This is a genomic window from Mycobacterium sp. TH-M106 (assembly GCF_057473765.1).
On record NZ_JBYCLE010000349.1, the window covers coordinates 1 to 14658 of the forward strand.

At 67.4% G+C, this 14658-nt stretch carries 12 protein-coding genes, 1 tRNA gene and 1 pseudogene; 9 read left to right on the forward strand and 5 right to left on the reverse strand.

Annotation, left to right across the window (positions count from 1 at the left end; all coding sequences use genetic code 11):
- Nucleotides 1–12: 12 nt before the first annotated feature.
- The 5 genes from AC2VOP_RS12125 to rplA all read left to right on the forward strand — a co-directional run bounded on the left by AC2VOP_RS12125 (nucleotide 13) and on the right by rplA (nucleotide 2790).
- A tRNA-Trp gene (locus tag AC2VOP_RS12125) sits at nucleotides 13–85 on the forward strand.
- 169 nt (nucleotides 86–254) lie between these two features.
- Nucleotides 255–743 carry a preprotein translocase subunit SecE gene (gene secE, locus AC2VOP_RS12130; RefSeq protein ID WP_486961198.1) on the forward strand — a complete coding sequence of 163 codons (489 nt, stop codon included), beginning with the start codon at nucleotides 255–257 and terminating at the stop codon, nucleotides 741–743.
- Nucleotides 744–785: 42 nt separating this feature from the next.
- Complete coding sequence (nusG, locus tag AC2VOP_RS12135) at nucleotides 786–1496, forward strand: transcription termination/antitermination protein NusG (protein ID WP_486961199.1); 711 nt, start codon at nucleotides 786–788, stop codon at nucleotides 1494–1496.
- A 73-nt stretch (nucleotides 1497–1569) separates the two neighbouring features.
- Nucleotides 1570–1998 carry a 50S ribosomal protein L11 gene (gene rplK, locus AC2VOP_RS12140; protein WP_486953812.1) on the forward strand — a complete coding sequence of 143 codons (429 nt, stop codon included), beginning with the start codon at nucleotides 1570–1572 and terminating at the stop codon, nucleotides 1996–1998.
- Nucleotides 1999–2082: 84 nt separating this feature from the next.
- Nucleotides 2083–2790 carry a 50S ribosomal protein L1 gene (gene rplA, locus AC2VOP_RS12145; protein ID WP_486961200.1) on the forward strand — a complete coding sequence of 236 codons (708 nt, stop codon included), beginning with the start codon at nucleotides 2083–2085 and terminating at the stop codon, nucleotides 2788–2790.
- Nucleotides 2791–2795: 5 nt separating this feature from the next.
- Here the strand turns inward: rplA and AC2VOP_RS12150 are convergent, their stop codons facing one another.
- From AC2VOP_RS12150 to AC2VOP_RS12170, 5 genes are all read right to left on the reverse strand, one after another.
- Nucleotides 2796–3686 carry a cyclopropane mycolic acid synthase family methyltransferase gene (locus tag AC2VOP_RS12150; RefSeq protein WP_486961207.1) on the reverse strand — a complete coding sequence of 297 codons (891 nt, stop codon included), beginning with the start codon at nucleotides 3684–3686 and terminating at the stop codon, nucleotides 2796–2798.
- A 145-nt stretch (nucleotides 3687–3831) separates the two neighbouring features.
- Nucleotides 3832–4704: a cyclopropane mycolic acid synthase family methyltransferase gene (locus tag AC2VOP_RS12155; protein ID WP_486961201.1), complete on the reverse strand. Its 873-nt coding sequence runs from the start codon at nucleotides 4702–4704 to the stop codon at nucleotides 3832–3834.
- 104 nt (nucleotides 4705–4808) lie between these two features.
- Complete coding sequence (locus AC2VOP_RS12160; RefSeq protein ID WP_486961202.1) at nucleotides 4809–5672, reverse strand: cyclopropane mycolic acid synthase family methyltransferase; 864 nt, start codon at nucleotides 5670–5672, stop codon at nucleotides 4809–4811.
- A 129-nt stretch (nucleotides 5673–5801) separates the two neighbouring features.
- On the reverse strand, nucleotides 5802–6650 hold the full coding sequence (locus tag AC2VOP_RS12165) for an alpha/beta fold hydrolase (RefSeq protein WP_486961208.1): 849 nt from the start codon (nucleotides 6648–6650) through the stop codon (nucleotides 5802–5804).
- 77 nt (nucleotides 6651–6727) lie between these two features.
- Nucleotides 6728–8074, reverse strand: a complete 1347-nt coding sequence (locus tag AC2VOP_RS12170) for an ABC1 kinase family protein (protein ID WP_486961203.1) — start codon at nucleotides 8072–8074, stop codon at nucleotides 6728–6730.
- 187 nt (nucleotides 8075–8261) lie between these two features.
- Here AC2VOP_RS12170 and AC2VOP_RS12175 point away from each other — a divergent pair, with 187 nt between their 5' ends.
- The 4 genes and pseudogenes from AC2VOP_RS12175 to AC2VOP_RS12190 all read left to right on the forward strand — a co-directional run.
- Entirely contained in the window at nucleotides 8262–12527 is a 4266-nt protein-coding gene (locus tag AC2VOP_RS12175; RefSeq protein ID WP_486961204.1) for a glycoside hydrolase family 38 N-terminal domain-containing protein, read from the forward strand.
- A complete protein-coding gene (locus AC2VOP_RS12180; protein ID WP_486961205.1) occupies nucleotides 12524–13447 on the forward strand; it encodes an ROK family protein in 924 nt (307 codons plus the stop codon). Before AC2VOP_RS12175 ends, AC2VOP_RS12180 begins: the two co-directional genes overlap by 4 nt.
- 507 nt (nucleotides 13448–13954) lie before the next feature.
- Complete coding sequence (rplJ, locus tag AC2VOP_RS12185) at nucleotides 13955–14485, forward strand: 50S ribosomal protein L10 (RefSeq protein ID WP_486961206.1); 531 nt, start codon at nucleotides 13955–13957, stop codon at nucleotides 14483–14485.
- 46 nt (nucleotides 14486–14531) lie between these two features.
- Nucleotides 14532–14658, forward strand: a pseudogene (locus tag AC2VOP_RS12190) (50S ribosomal protein L7/L12); the annotation flags it as partial.

Below are 14658 nucleotides of genomic sequence, written 5' to 3' on the forward strand. Positions count from 1 at the left end.
TGCCGACCGCGAAGGGGCGTAGCTCAACTGGCAGAGCAGCGGTCTCCAAAACCGCAGGTTGCAGGTTCAAGTCCTGTCGCCCCTGCAGACGACGGAAACGTAGGGCCGAGACGGCCCCGGGGTGGGGGTACTCCCCTACCTGCGGTGTGGTCCCACCCAATCGCGGGGGAGCGAAGAACATAGGCTGATGTCATGGTGGACACTGAGACGATGGCGCGTGAGCGCGTGGGGCGAGCAGAGCAAAGGAGCGTGCGGTGAGCGACCAGCGTGACCAGCCCGGGGCCGCCGGCGGCGGGGTCGACGACAGCACCGGGTCAGGCCCCACGACCCTGGCAACGAGGCCGACGATGCGGCCGCAACGCCCTACCGGCAAGCGATCCCGGCAGCGCAGCGCCGCCGCCGACAAGAACGGCGGCGGCGTCGACGTGGTCTCCACCACCGCAGAGCTCTCCGAGAGCAGCCTGGACACCGAAACCACGAAGATCAAGAAGACGAAGAAGGCAAGGAAAAAGACCCGCGCGAAGTGGTGGCCGTCGCGCAACCCGGTCGTCGACGTCGTCGCCTATGTCTATAACTACCTGAAGCAGGTCACCGCCGAGCTGCGCAAGGTGATCTGGCCCAACCGCAAGCAGATGATCACCTACACCTCGGTGGTGTTGGCGTTCCTGGTGTTCATGGTGGCGTTGATCGCGGGGTCGGATTTCGGCTTCGCCAAGTTGGTGTTGCTGGTGTTCGGCGAATGAGACGGGCCAAGCTGACATGCCGACCAGAAAGGACGGACAATCGTGACTACGTTCGACGCTGAGACGCCCGTGGGCGAGTCGGTCGACCTGGCCGAAACCGCTGAGACAACCCCGCAGCCGGCGGAGGAGCCCGACCCCGCGGCGGCGCTGAAAGCGGAGTTACGCACCAAGCCGGGTGATTGGTATGTCATCCACTCCTACGCCGGCTACGAGAACAAGGTGAAGGCCAACCTCGAAACCCGCGTGCAGAACCTCGATGTCGGCGACTTCATCTTCCAGGTGGAAGTGCCCACCGAAGAGGTCACCGAGATCAAGAACGGCCAGCGTAAGCAGGTCAACCGCAAGGTGCTCCCGGGCTACATCCTGGTGCGGATGGAGCTGACCGACGACTCCTGGTCGGCGGTGCGTAACACGCCGGGAGTCACCGGGTTTGTCGGCGCCACGTCGCGGCCGTCGGCACTCTCACTCGACGAGGTGGTGAAATTCCTGCTGCCGCGGGGCGCGGCCAAGAAGGCGGGCAAGGGTGCGGCAAGCACTGCGGCCGCCGCCGCCGAAGGTGGACTGGAGCGGCCGACCATCGAGGTCGACTACGAAGTGGGCGAGTCGGTCACCGTCATGGACGGGCCGTTCGCGACGCTGCCCGCCTCGATCAGCGAGGTCAACGCGGAGCAGCAGAAGCTCAAGGTGCTGGTGTCCATCTTCGGCCGCGAGACACCGGTTGAGCTGACCTTTAACCAGGTCTCCAAAATCTAGCGACGCAACCTGGCCGAGAAAATCGTCGCCCAGCGACGAAAAGCACGCCGAAATCAGAAAGGAAAGACATCAGATGGCCCCGAAGAAGAAGGTCGCCGGGCTGATCAAACTGCAGATCGAGGCAGGGCAAGCTAACCCTGCACCGCCGGTCGGGCCTGCGCTGGGCCAGCACGGCGTCAACATCATGGAGTTCTGCAAGGCATACAACGCCGCGACGGAGAACCAGCGCGGCAACGTCATCCCTGTGGAGATCACCGTCTACGAGGACCGCAGCTTCACCTTCGCGCTCAAGACCCCGCCCGCCGCCAAACTGTTGCTCAAGGCCGCCGGCGTGGCGAAGGGCTCTGCAGAGCCGCACCGGGACAAGGTCGCCCAGGTCAGCTGGGACCAGGTCCGCGAGATCGCCGAGACCAAGAAGGCCGACCTCAACGCAAACGACATCGACGCTGCCGCCAAGATCATCGCGGGCACCGCCCGGTCGATGGGCATCACCGTGTCATAGCCGGGTATCGCCCGGACCGGGCATGTGGGAGGGCCAGCTTCGGCCCGCCAACCACGACTCCAACACGACAGATTGGATATTTCCATGAGCAAGAACAGCAAGGCATATCGCGCCGCCGCCGAGAAGGTGGACCGCGCCAGTCTCTACACGCCGTTGCAGGCGGCCAAACTCGCCAAAGAGACGTCGTCGACCAAGCAGGACGCCACCGTCGAGGTGGCCGTCCGACTCGGCGTCGATCCGCGCAAAGCCGATCAGATGGTCCGCGGCACAGTGAATTTGCCGCACGGCACCGGCAAGACTGCCCGGGTCGCGGTGTTCGCAGTCGGGGAGAAGGCCGATGCTGCCATCGCCGCGGGAGCTGATGTTGTCGGCAGCGACGACCTAATCGAAAAGATCCAGGGCGGGTTTTTGGATTTCGACGCCGCGATCGCCACTCCGGACCAGATGGCCAAGGTCGGTCGGATCGCCCGGGTGCTGGGCCCGCGCGGGCTGATGCCCAACCCCAAGACCGGCACCGTCACCCCCGACGTGGCCAAGGCGGTCTCCGACATCAAGGGCGGCAAGATCAACTTCCGGGTGGACAAGCAAGCCAACCTGCACTTCGTCATCGGCAAGGCGTCATTCGACGAGAAGAACCTGGCGGAGAACTACGGCGCCGCGCTGGACGAGGTGCTGCGGCTCAAGCCGTCGTCATCGAAGGGCCGCTACCTGAAAAAGGTCACCATCTCGACCACCACGGGCCCCGGTATCCCGGTCGACCCGTCGATCACCCGTGACTTTGCCGCGGACTGATCAGCTCAGGCGGCCTGTTTGAGGTAGCTGACCAGGCTGACGTCGAGGGCTTCGTCGGTGAAGTAGTAGTGGCAGCCCCGAAGGTACTTCATGTAGCGGTTGTAGACCTCTTCCGAGGTGATCGCGACGGCCTCGGCCCGATGGGCCTCCAGCGCGTCGCCCCAGGTTTTCAGGGTTTTGATGTAGTGCGGCCGTAGTGACATCGCCTCCGGGACGGTGAAGCCGGCTTTTTCGCCGTGTTGCACCATCATCTCGGTGGTGGGCAGTCGCCCGCCCGGGAAGATCTCGGTGAGCATGAACTTGATGAATCGCGCGGTTTCGAAGGACAGTTTCTTGCCGCGGGCGTGCAGATCGTAGGGATGGTAGCTGACACTGCTCTGAATGGTCATCCGGCCGTCGTCGGGCAGGATGTCGAAGCAGTTCTTGAAGAAGTCGTCGTAGTTTTCGAAGCCGAAGTGTTCGAAGGCCTCGATCGAGACGATCCGGTCGACAGGTTCGTGGAATTCTTCCCAGCCGTGCAGCAGCACCCGATGCGAGCGGTTGGTGTCGATGGTGCTCAGCAGTTGTCGCGAGTAGGCGTGCTGGTTCTTCGACAGTGTCAGACCCACCACGTTGACGTCGTACTTCTCGACGGCGCGTTTCATCGTGGAGCCCCAGCCGCAGCCGATGTCCAGCAGCGTCATCCCGGGCCGCAGATCCAGCTTGTCCAGGTTCAAGTCGACCTTGGCCAGCTGGGCTTCCTCGAGTGTCAGGTCCGGCGGTTCGAAGTAGGCGCAGCTGTAGGTGCGGCTCGGGTCCTGAAACAGGGCGAAGAAGTCATCAGAGACGTCGTAATGGGCCTGGATCTCTTCGAAGTGGGGCCGCAGCCTGAGGGAGCGTGTCGCTTTCTCCACCATCTGTGCCTGTTCGCCTTCCTGGTGAAACTCCTGGTGAAACCTCGTTGTGGCCGACCCGTCGCCTGCTGGTCGTTCGCCCCGGCCGATCAGCAGCATACCGGGTGTTGACGATGGCAAACCGCAGCGGCGGCCCGTCCGTGTCCGGCTACTGTTTCTTCTTATCCAGGGTGAACTGGTTGACGTCGATGTAGCCGATCCGGAAGCGGTTCGCGCAGCCGGCCAGGTAGCGCATGTACCGCTGGTAGACCTCTTCTGACTGGATCGCGATCGCCTCGTCTCGGTGTGCCTCCAGCGCTGCGGCCCACAGGTCGAGGGTCTTGGCGTAGTGCGGCTGCAGTGACTGCCGACGGGTCAGCGTGAAGCCCGCCCGCGACGATCGGTCCTCCACCATCTCGATGGACGGCAGCCGGCCGCCCGGGAAGATCTCGGTGATGATGAACTTCATGAAGCGGGCCAACTCGAACGTCAGTGGCATGCCGCGTTCCACCATCTGCCGCCCGGTCAACCCGGTGATCGTGTGCAACAGCAGCACCCCGTCGTCGGGCAGGGCGTCGTAGGCCATGGTGAAGAAGTCGTCGTAGCGCTCGTGGCCGAAGTGCTCGAAGGCGCCGATGGACACGATCCGGTCCACCGGCTCGTCGAACTCCTCCCACCCGGCCAGCAGAACCCGTCGGGTGCGGGGGCTGTCCATTGCGATGAACGAGTTCTGCACGTGGACGGCCTGGTTTTTGCTCAGCGTCAGCCCGATGACGTTGACGTCGTATTTTTCGACGGCCCGCCGCATGGTGGCGCCCCAGCCGCAGCCGATGTCGAGCAGCGTCATACCGGGTCGAAGGCCCAGCTTGCCCAGCGCCAGGTCGATCTTGGCGATCTGCGCCTGCTCTAGCGTCATGTCGTCGCGTTCGAAGTAGGCGCAGCTGTAGGTCTGGGTGGGGTCCAGGAAGAGCCGGAAGAAGTCGTCGGACAGGTCGTAGTGAGCCTGCACGTCGTCGAAATTCGGTATGAGATTCTTCGGCAAAACCGGCCCCCATGGCGGTACGAAGGCAGCTCCCTCATGGGAGCCACATCAACCTTACGCGCGATCCGTTCCCCGCGCCGTCAACGACATGCGCCCTTCGGCCGTTATTTACCGAGGGTGAACTGGTGGACGCTGGTGTAGCCCTCGCGGAACAACTTGACGCAGCCGTTGAGGTACTTGTCGTAGCGGTCGTAGACCTCCTGCGACTGGGCGGCGATGGCCCTGTCCTTGTTGGCCGCCAGTGCCGCCGCCCAATCCTGCAGGGTCCGCACATAATTCGGGCCGATCTCGTGCACCCGGGCCACAGTGAACCCGGCTGCGACGGCGTGTTCTCTCACCATGGCCACCGACGGCAGCATGCCACCCGGGAAGATCTCCGTTCCGATGAACTTCCCGAATTTCATGAACTCCAACGTCAGCGGAAGGCCCTTGTCTTTCAGCTCCGTCTGGCTGGTGATTGCGGTGATGGTGTGCAGCAGCATGATCCCATCCGCCGGCAGCGTGTTGTAGGCCATTTCGAAGAAGCTGGGGTAGCGCTTGTGGCCGAAGTGTTCGAAGGCGCCGATCGACACGATCCGGTCCACCTGCTCGTCGAACTCCTCCCAGCCCTGCAGCCGCACCTCGACGTTGCGGGTGGTCGGGACTTTGGCCAGCTTTGTCAGGGCGTAGTCGCGTTGCCGCTCGCTCAGTGTCAGTCCGATGACGTTGACGTCGTAGTTCTCGATCGCCCGCTGCATGCCGCCGCCCCAGCCGCAGCCGATATCCAGCAGTGTCATGCCGGGTTGCAGGCCCAGCTTGCCCAGCGCCAGGTCGAACTTGGCGTTCTGCGCCTCGTCGCGGGTGGTGTCGGCGTTTTCGTAGTAGCCGCAGGTGTAGCCCATCGTCGGGCCCAGGAACAGCTCGAAGAACTCATTGGAGATGTCATAGATCGACTGCAGCTCCGCGTACTTCGGTTCTAGTTTTGGCATTCTCGGTTCAATTCGCCTTTGTCGCGGGTGGCCGCAGGTAGAAGGAAGGAAGACAGCCCCGACAGCCTACAGCAGCGCGGCTAGGGGCCACTAGCGGCTAGTACCAGCAGCAGCGTAATCGTGCAACCGTTAGGCGCCTGCGGCGAAGTTGGTGGTCAGCTCGCTGATGACCGGATCCCACAGCTCTTCGGGCAGTTCGTGGCCCATCCCGTCGTACAGCACCAGCCGCGCGCCGGCGATGGCACGGGCTACCGCCCGCCCGCCGGAAGGCCGCATCAGTTTGTCGGCCAAACCGTGGATGACCACGGTCGGCGCGGTGATCTGTCGGTTGTATCCGGCCAGGCTGCCGCTGCCGAGGATGGCACTGAACTGGCGGGCGATGCCCCACGGGTAGTAGCTGCGTTGGTAGGCCTCGGCCGCGTCGGCCCGGATCCGATGTTCTGGAACCGGGTAGCGCGGGCCGCCGATGATCCTGCTGACCCGCACCGCGTTGTCGACCACCACGTCCTGTGGTGATCCGGGTGGCGGACCGGTGAGCATCGCCAGCAGGGCGCGCGGTGCCGGTGGTGGCAGCAGCCCCCGGTTGTTGCTGGAGAAGATCACCGCCAGCGACGGCGTCCGTTCTGCGTAGCGGGCCGCGAACACCTGGGCGATCATGCCGCCCATCGACGCGCCGACGATGTGCGCGCGGCCGATGCCGAGGTGGTCGAGCACCGCGGCGGCGTCGTCGGCCATGTCTTCGAGCGTGTACACCGATCTGCTGCCCAGCCCCAGCCAGGAGCGGATCATCCGCGGCGCCACCGCGCCGCTCGCGTGGGTTCGGTCGAGCTTGGTCGACAGCCCGACATCTCGGTTGTCGAAGCGGATGACGCGCAGGCCGTGGGCGACCAGCTTTTCGCAGAACGCGGTCCGCCACAGCAGCAGCTGCGCGCCCAAACCCATGATCAGCAGCACCGCTGGGTCCGACGGGTCGCCCATGTCCTCGTAGAAGATGTCCAGGTCTTTCGAGCGCGCGGTTCCGCTGCGCTGCGGCTGGCGAGCCAACGGAGCCACCGCTATACCTCCAGTTCGTCCTTGTGTTCACGGCTCACGTCGACCATGAAGTTGGCGAAGTAGCCGGTCAGCTGCGGGTCGGACATCATCTGCCAGTGCGGCGCCAGCAGTTTCATGTAGCGCTCGACGTAGAGGAATTGCTTGCCGATTAACACCAGCTCGCGCGGCAGCTTGACGTCGTAGGCGTCGGCCAGCGCCGAGAGCTGCCGGCCGATGTCGGCGTAGGACATGTCGCCGAGCGACTTCATCGTCAGCGGTGTGGCGAACGCCGCCAGGTCCTTGGCGGCCTGCCCCTCCGGTTTGACCGTGCCGACCGCGCCCATCAGCACCACGATCTTGCCGGCCGCCGCGTGGTCCTTCTTCACCAGCAGCGCATAGACCAGCTCGCGCAGCAGCCAGCGGGTGCGCGGGTCGATGCGGCCCATGATGCCGAAGTCGAGGAACACCACCCGCCCTTGGCCGTCGACGAACAGGTTGCCGGCGTGCAGGTCGCCGTGGAATAGGCCGTGTCGCAGCCCTCCCTCGAAGGTGGCGAACAGCAAAGCCTTGACCAGCTCCACACCGTCGAAGCCCGCCTTGCGGATGGCGGCGGCGTCGTCGATGCGGATGCCGTGCACGCGCTGCATCGTCAACACCCGCTCGCTGGTGTAGTCCCAGTAGACGTCGGGCACCTCGATGTTCTTGCCCAGCGGTGAGGCGTGCAGGTGGGCGACCCAGGTCTGCATGGACTGGGCTTCGATGCGGAAATCCAGCTCTTCGGCGAGGTTGTCGGCGAAGTCGGCGACGACGTCGCGGGCGGACAGCCGCCGGCCCAGCTTGGCCAACTCGACGACCTGGGCGAAGCGTTTGAGGATCTGCAGGTCCGCGGCGACCCGGCGGCGGATGCCGGGCCGCTGGATTTTGACGACGACATCTTCGCCGCTGGGCAGGGTGGCGAAGTGCACCTGCGCGATGGATGCCGATGCGATCGGGGTTTCGTCGAAGCTGGCGAACAGTTCCGAGGGGTCCGCGCCGAGCTCCTCGACCAATAGTTTGTATATCTCGGTGGGATCAGCGGGTGGCACTGCGTCCAGCAGGCTGCGGAATTCCCGGGACAGCGGCTCGCCGAAAGCGCCCGGGCTCGAGGCGATGATCTGGCCGAATTTGACGTAGGTGGGACCCAGGTCGACGAAGGTCTGCGGAAGTTGCTTGATCACCTTCTGCTGGATCGGTCCCGGCGCCAGCAGCTTCGCGAAGACGCGGGCGGTGGCGCGGGTGAGCTGCCAGCCCGTCGCGCCGACCCGCGCCGCCTCGATCGGCAGCGGCACCCGGTCAAGCTTCGTCACCTGGCGGGGAACGGTCGAACTCATTGTTGCAGTGTGCCAAATTGGCCGGTCGTTACCGAATCGCGCAGGTCGCCTCGGTACATCACGGTACATCGCCTCGGTACATCACGGTATGCCGAGCGTGAAGCTGTTGCGAAAATCCTGGCGAATTTTCGCAACAGCTTCACGCTCGGCGCTGAGGGTATACGGATAACCGCCGTAGGGTTCAGGAATGTCAGGAACGGAAGTGCTCGCCGCGGAATCGACGGAGAAGTTCGTCGGTCCGGCCGATGCTCCGCTGCAACTGGCACGCGTTGCCTACACGGGGTGCACCCAGCCCAGCCGAATCCGCATCGACGGGGACGGTCTGGCCGGCGAGGCGACTACCGACGTCGACGGGGGGACCGTCGAGATTGCGGTGGCAGTCGACAACCCGGCCCCCGGCCAGCGACGCGCCGCGCGGGCGCACGCCGCGGAGATGTCGACAGAGTTCACCTTCACGGTGGCCGAACCGGGCTGGACGATGTTCATGGTCGGCCACTTCCACTACGACCCGGTGTGGTGGAACACGCAGGCCAACTACACCAGTGCGTGGGCCGAGGACCCACCGGGAGCATGCCGGCAGGCCAACGGCATCGACCTGGTGCGCGCCCACCTGGACTGGGCTCGCCGTGAGCCGGAGTACAAGTTCGCGCTCGCCGAGGTGGACTACCTCAAACCGTTCTGGGACACCCACCCCGAGCATCGCGTCGAGCTGCGCCGGCTCATCCGCGAAGGCCGCGTCGAAGTGCTCGGCGGGGCATACAACGAACCCAGCACCACCCTGGTCGGCCCGGAGACCACCATCCGGAACCTGGTGCACGGCAGCGGCTTTCAGCGTGGCGTAATGGGCCTCGGACATTCAGGACCGGCTGGGCCCGCTGGGCTGGCTGGGCCCGCTGGGCCGGCTGGGCCCGCTGGGCAGGCTGGGCCCGTTACCGCCTGGCAGCTCGACGTGTTCGGCCACGACCCGCAGTTCCCCGGGATGGCCGCCGATGCCGGGCTGACCGCCGGCGCGTGGGCGCGCGGGCCGTACCACCAGTGGGGCCCGATGGCCGAGGGCGCAGACCCGCGTTGCATGCAGTTCCCCAGCGAGTTCGAATGGGTCGCGCCCTCCGGGCGCGGCCTGCTCACCCACTACATGCCCGCGCACTACGCGGCCGGCTGGTGGATGGACTCGTCGACGACGCTGACCGAGGCCGAAGACGCCGTCTACCGGCTCTTCACCGAGCTGAAGAAGGTTGCCCTGACCCGCAATGTGCTGCTGCCCGTGGGCACCGACTTCACCCCGCCGAACCGGTGGGTGACCAAGATCCACCGGGACTGGGCGGCGCGTTACACCTGGCCGAAGTTCGTCTGCGCGCTGCCCCGGGAGTTCTTCGCGGCGGTGCGCGCGGAGCTGCACGCGCGCGGTGCGAGCCCGTCACCGCAGACCCGGGACATGAACCCGATCTACACCGGCACCTACGTCTCCTACATCGACACCAAGCAGGCCAACCGGGCCGCCGAGCAGGTGGTGCTCGACGCCGAGCGGTTCGCGGTGTTCGCGGCGCTGCTGACCGGTGCCGGGTACCCGCAGGCGGCGCTGGACAAGGCGTGGGCGCAGCTGGCCTTTTGCGCACACCATGACGCGATCACGGGATCGGAATCCGACCAGGTGTATCTGGATCTGCTGACCAGCTGGCGCGATGCCTGGCAGCTGGGTCGCAGCGCCCGCGACGGCGCGCTGACGGCGCTCTCCGGCGCGGTTACCGGCGGGGACGGCCCATGCCTGGTGGTGTGGAACCCGGTAGGCCGCCAGCGCACCGACGTGGTCACCGCGCACCTGGAAACGCCGCCGGCGACCGGAGTCCGGGTTCTCGACGGCGACGGCGTCGAAGTGCCCGCCCACGTCGAGGACGGCGGGCGAACCATCAGCTGGCTGGCGCGCGACGTGCCGTCGCTGGGCTGGCGAACCTACCGGTTGGCCGGCGGCAGGGGTGTTCCGGCCGCGGGCTGGCTGCCGGTTGCGGGCACCCGGATCTCCAACGAGCACTACCGGCTCACCGCCGACCCGTCCCGCGGCGGCGGGATCGTGTCGCTGGAGCAGGGCAGCCGCGAGCTGATCGCCGCCGGCGGGGTCGGCAACGAACTCGTCCTCTACGACGAGTACGCGGTGCACCCCAAGTCGGGTGAAGGCCCGTGGCATCTGGTGCCGAACGGCCCGGTCGTCGGCTCGGCGACCGTCAACGACGCCCGTGTGCAGGCCTACCGCGGCCCGCTGGGGGAGCGGCTCGTCGTCCGCGGCCGGATCGGCCGGGTGCTCACCTACACGCAGACGCTGACCCTGTGGCGTGGCGTAGCCCGAGTGGACTGCCGCACCACGATCGACGAGTTCACCGGCTCCGATGTGCTGCTGCGGCTGCGCTGGCCGTGCCCGGTGCCCGGCGCCATGCCGGTCGCCGAGGTCGGCGACGCCGTCATCGGGCGCGGCTTCGGGTTGCTGCACGACGAATCCGGGCGGTCGGTCGACGCTGTCGCGCACCCGTGGACCCTGGACACCGCGGCCCACCGCTGGTTCGGGTTGTCCTCGGCGGTGCGGGTCCGGGTCGGCGACGGAGTACGTGCGGTGTCGGTGGCCGATGTGGTGACGCCCGGCGACAGCGTCGCCGCGCCGGTGACCCGCCAGCTGATGGTCGCGCTGGTGCGCGCCGGGGTCACGGCCACTCGCACCGACGGCGACGGGCCCCGGTACGGCCACCTCGCCGTCGACTCCAACCTGCCGGACACGCGGATCGCGCTGGGCGGGCCGGACCGCAACCCGTTCACCAAGGCCGTGTTGGAAAGCGCCGACCCGGCCTACGGCGCCGAACTGGACCGGCAGCTGGGGACAACCGGGTGGGCCCGAGTGTGGGTGCCTGCGGCGGCGCCGCTGGCCGCGGTCTGGGTTGCCGGTGCGGACCTGCGCGACCCGCGGGCGCTGCCGGTGCTGGTGGTTGCCGGGTGCGACGACGCGGCTCTGGCGGTCGCGGTCACGGCTGTGGCCGAGGACCTCGCCGAAGCCGAGATCGTCGTGACCCAGCAGCCGCCGTCAGGGCTGGACCGTTTCGAGGGGCGGACCGTCGCACTGCTCAACCGGGGGGTGCCCGGCTTCGCCGTGGAGACCGACGGCACCTTGCACACCGCGCTGCTGCGATCCTGCACCGGCTGGCCGTCGGCGGCCTGGACAGACGCGCCGCGGCGCACCGTGCCCGACGGCACCGGCTTCCAGCTGCAACATTGGACTCACGTGTTCGACTACGCGCTGGTCTCCGGTGACGGCGACTGGCGCCGCGCCGAAATCCCGTCCCGCAGTGCTGAATTCGCTGGCCCGCTGGTGGCCGTCCCGGCAGGCGGGAAAGGCGGCCTGCCGGCGACGGGTTCGCTGCTGTGCCTGGGCGGAGACGGCGCGGTGGAGTTGGCTGCGTTGAAGGCGACCGGCAATCCGCTGGCCCAGGGCAGCGCGCGCGCCGTCGATCCCGCCGACATCACTCTGCGGCTGGTGGAAACCCACGGCCGCGACGCCACCGTCACCGTCGACTCCGACGTGGGCCGCGTGCGGCTGCTGGGCCGGGCCGACTTGTTGGAGCGACCGAGCGAGCACCCGCACCCGGACCGGCTGCACGGTTACGAGATCGCCACGCTGACAGCACGAGTCGGCACTGACCCGGTCGCCGACCCGACACCGGACATGCCTGACGCTGAGGCGGCCCAGCCACTCTACGCACGCTACTGGCTGCACAACCGCGGTCCCGCCCCGCTCGGCGGACTTCCGGCCGTGGCGCATCTGCACCCGCAGCGAGTCAGCTTGGACGCGGGCGCCCTGGGTAATGAGGTGACGTTGCGGCTGACCGTGGCCAGCGACTGCACCGATGCATCGCTGCGCGGCACGGTCGTCCTGATCTGCCCGCCCGGCTGGGTGGCCGACCCGCCCAAACTGCCCGTCACGCTGCCGCCCGGGGAGCACCTGGCTGTCGACGTCGCGTTGCGGGTCCCGCCGGATATCCATCCGGGGCTCTACCCGGTGCGGGCACAGCTTGCCGTCACTGGAGACGATCTGCCGCCGGCCTGGCGGCAGGTGGTGGAGGACGTCTGCGCGGTGTCGGTCGGTTCGGGTGAGGATCGGCTGCTCTATCTGGTCGACGCGCCGGCCGACGTTGCGGTCGCTGCCGGCGACACGGCGCGATTGGCGGTCACGGTCGGCACCGACGCGCGGGCCGACCTGGCGGTGGAGGCCCACCTGATCAGCCCGTGGGGTACCTGGGAGTGGACCGGCCAAGCGGCGCTCGGCGCGGTGCTGCCCGCCCGGGGCGTCGTCGACCTGCAGTTCGAGGTGAGCCCGCCGGTGTGGACCCAGCCCGGCACCTGGTGGGCCCTGGTCCGGGTGGGCTGCGCAGGCCGGCTGGTCTATTCGCCCGCGGTCCGGTTGACCGTGCGATGAGCGCGCTCACTGGGCTGACCCTGGCGCTGGACATCGGCGGCACCAAAATCGCCGCCGGCCTGGTCGACCCAGCCGGTGCGCTGGTGTATACGGCCACCCGGCCCACCCGGGGTGATTGCGACGCCGAGACGGTGTGGGCGGTGGTCGACGGCCTGATCGGCGACACGCTGCGCTCGGCCGGTAGCGCGATCAGCGGTGTCGGCATCGCGTCGGCCGGCCCGGTTGACCTGATCGCGGGGGCGGTCAGCCCGGTCAACATCGGCAGCTGGCGAGGTTTTCCGCTACGTGATCGGGTCGCCGCCGCGGTGCCCGGAGTGCCGGTCCGGCTGGGTTGCGACGGCATGTGTATGGCACTCGGTGAGCACCGCCTCGGCGCCGGACGTGGCGCCCGGTTCCTGCTGGGCATGGTGGTATCCACCGGAGTAGGCGGCGGGCTGGTGCTCGACGGCGTGCCCTACCAAGGCCGCACCGGCAACGCCGGGCACGTCGGCCACGTCGTCGTCGACCACGACGGCCCGCCGTGTCGGTGCGGTGGGCGGGGCTGCGTCGAAGCCGTCGCGGCCGGCCCGGCGATGGTGCGCTGGGCGGTGGCCAACGGCTGGCGGGCACCCCCCGGAGCCGACGCGGAAGCGTTGGCCGGTGCCGCCGCCACCGGTGACCCGATCGCCGGACAGGCGTTCAACCGCGGCGCGACGGCGCTGGCCGCCATGATCGCCTCGGTGGCGGCGGTGTGCGACCTGGACCTGGTGGTGATCGGCGGTGGAGTCGCCAAGTCGGGCGAAGTGCTCTTCGGCCCGCTGCGCGCAGCGCTGGCCGGTTACGCCCGGCTGGACTTTCTCGCCGGCCTGCGGGTGGTGCCCGCCCAACTCGGCGGCGACGCCGGCCTGATCGGTGCGGCCGCGCTGGCCCGGCTCAGCTGAACACTGGTGTCTCATCGGTCCCACCGGCCACCGGGCCGAACCATGCCACCGGGCCGAACCATATGGGGATTTGCCCGGCTTCGAGCGACAAGGCGACCGGGCCTTGACCGTTGGTACCCCCGGTACCCGGGCTGGGACGTACAGTCTCAGATTTGTCGCTCGAAGCCGGGCAAATCCCCATATGGTCGCGTTGCGGTGACTGATGAAGCAGGTGAGGCAGGTAAGGCAGGTGAGGCAGGTAAGGCAGATGAGGTAGATAAGGTAGGTGAGGCATCAGCGTCGTTTTGGCCGATGGCCACGGTCACGCTATGGTGGTTGCCATCCACCGAAGACCGTCGGCCACCGAGTAATCGGTTGAAGGCCCGGGAATCCCCGGCGGCCCACGCAGGAGGACGAGGCACCCGTCGGCGCACGTCGACGGAGCATGACGCCCCGACCGCCGCCTGCGTCGGGGCGTTCGTTGTTTCCCAGGGTCGGCCGGATGTCGCAGACCCCGAGGAGGTGCCGATGGCGCGCGCTGAGAAAGCCGCCGCAGTGACGGAGATCGCCGAGCAGTTCAAGGGCGCTACCGCGACCGTGATCACCGAATACCGCGGCCTGACGGTGGCCAACCTGGCCGAGCTGCGCCGCTCGCTCGCCGGGTCGGCGACCTACACCGTGGCGAAGAACACGCTGGTCAAAAGGGCGGCAGCGGAAGCGGGCATCGGCGGTCTCGACGAGCTGTTCCTCGGACCGACGGCGATCGCGTTCGTCAGCGGTGAGGCGGTCGACGCCGCCAAGGCCATCAAGAACTTCGCCAAAGACCATAACGCCCTGGTCATCAAGGGCGGCTACATGGACGGTCATCCACTGACCGTCGCCGAGGTGGAGCGCATCGCCGACCTGGAGTCCCGCGAGGTGCTGTTGGCCAAACTGGCCGGCGCGATGAAGGCCAACATGTCCAAGGCGGCCGGGCTGTTCAACGCTCCGGCATCGCAGGTGGCCCGGCTGGCGGCCGCACTGCAGGAAAAACTGCAAGAGAAAAAGTCTGCTGAATAGCCCGCCACTGGAAACCCCGAACCGGTAATCAGAAAGGATCCACATCATGGCCAAAATGTCCACCGACGACCTGCTGGACGCCTTCAAGGAGATGACGCTGTTGGAGCTGTCGGACTTCGTCAAGAAGTTCGAGGAGACCTTCGAGGTCACCGCGGCCGCGCCGGTCGCCGTCG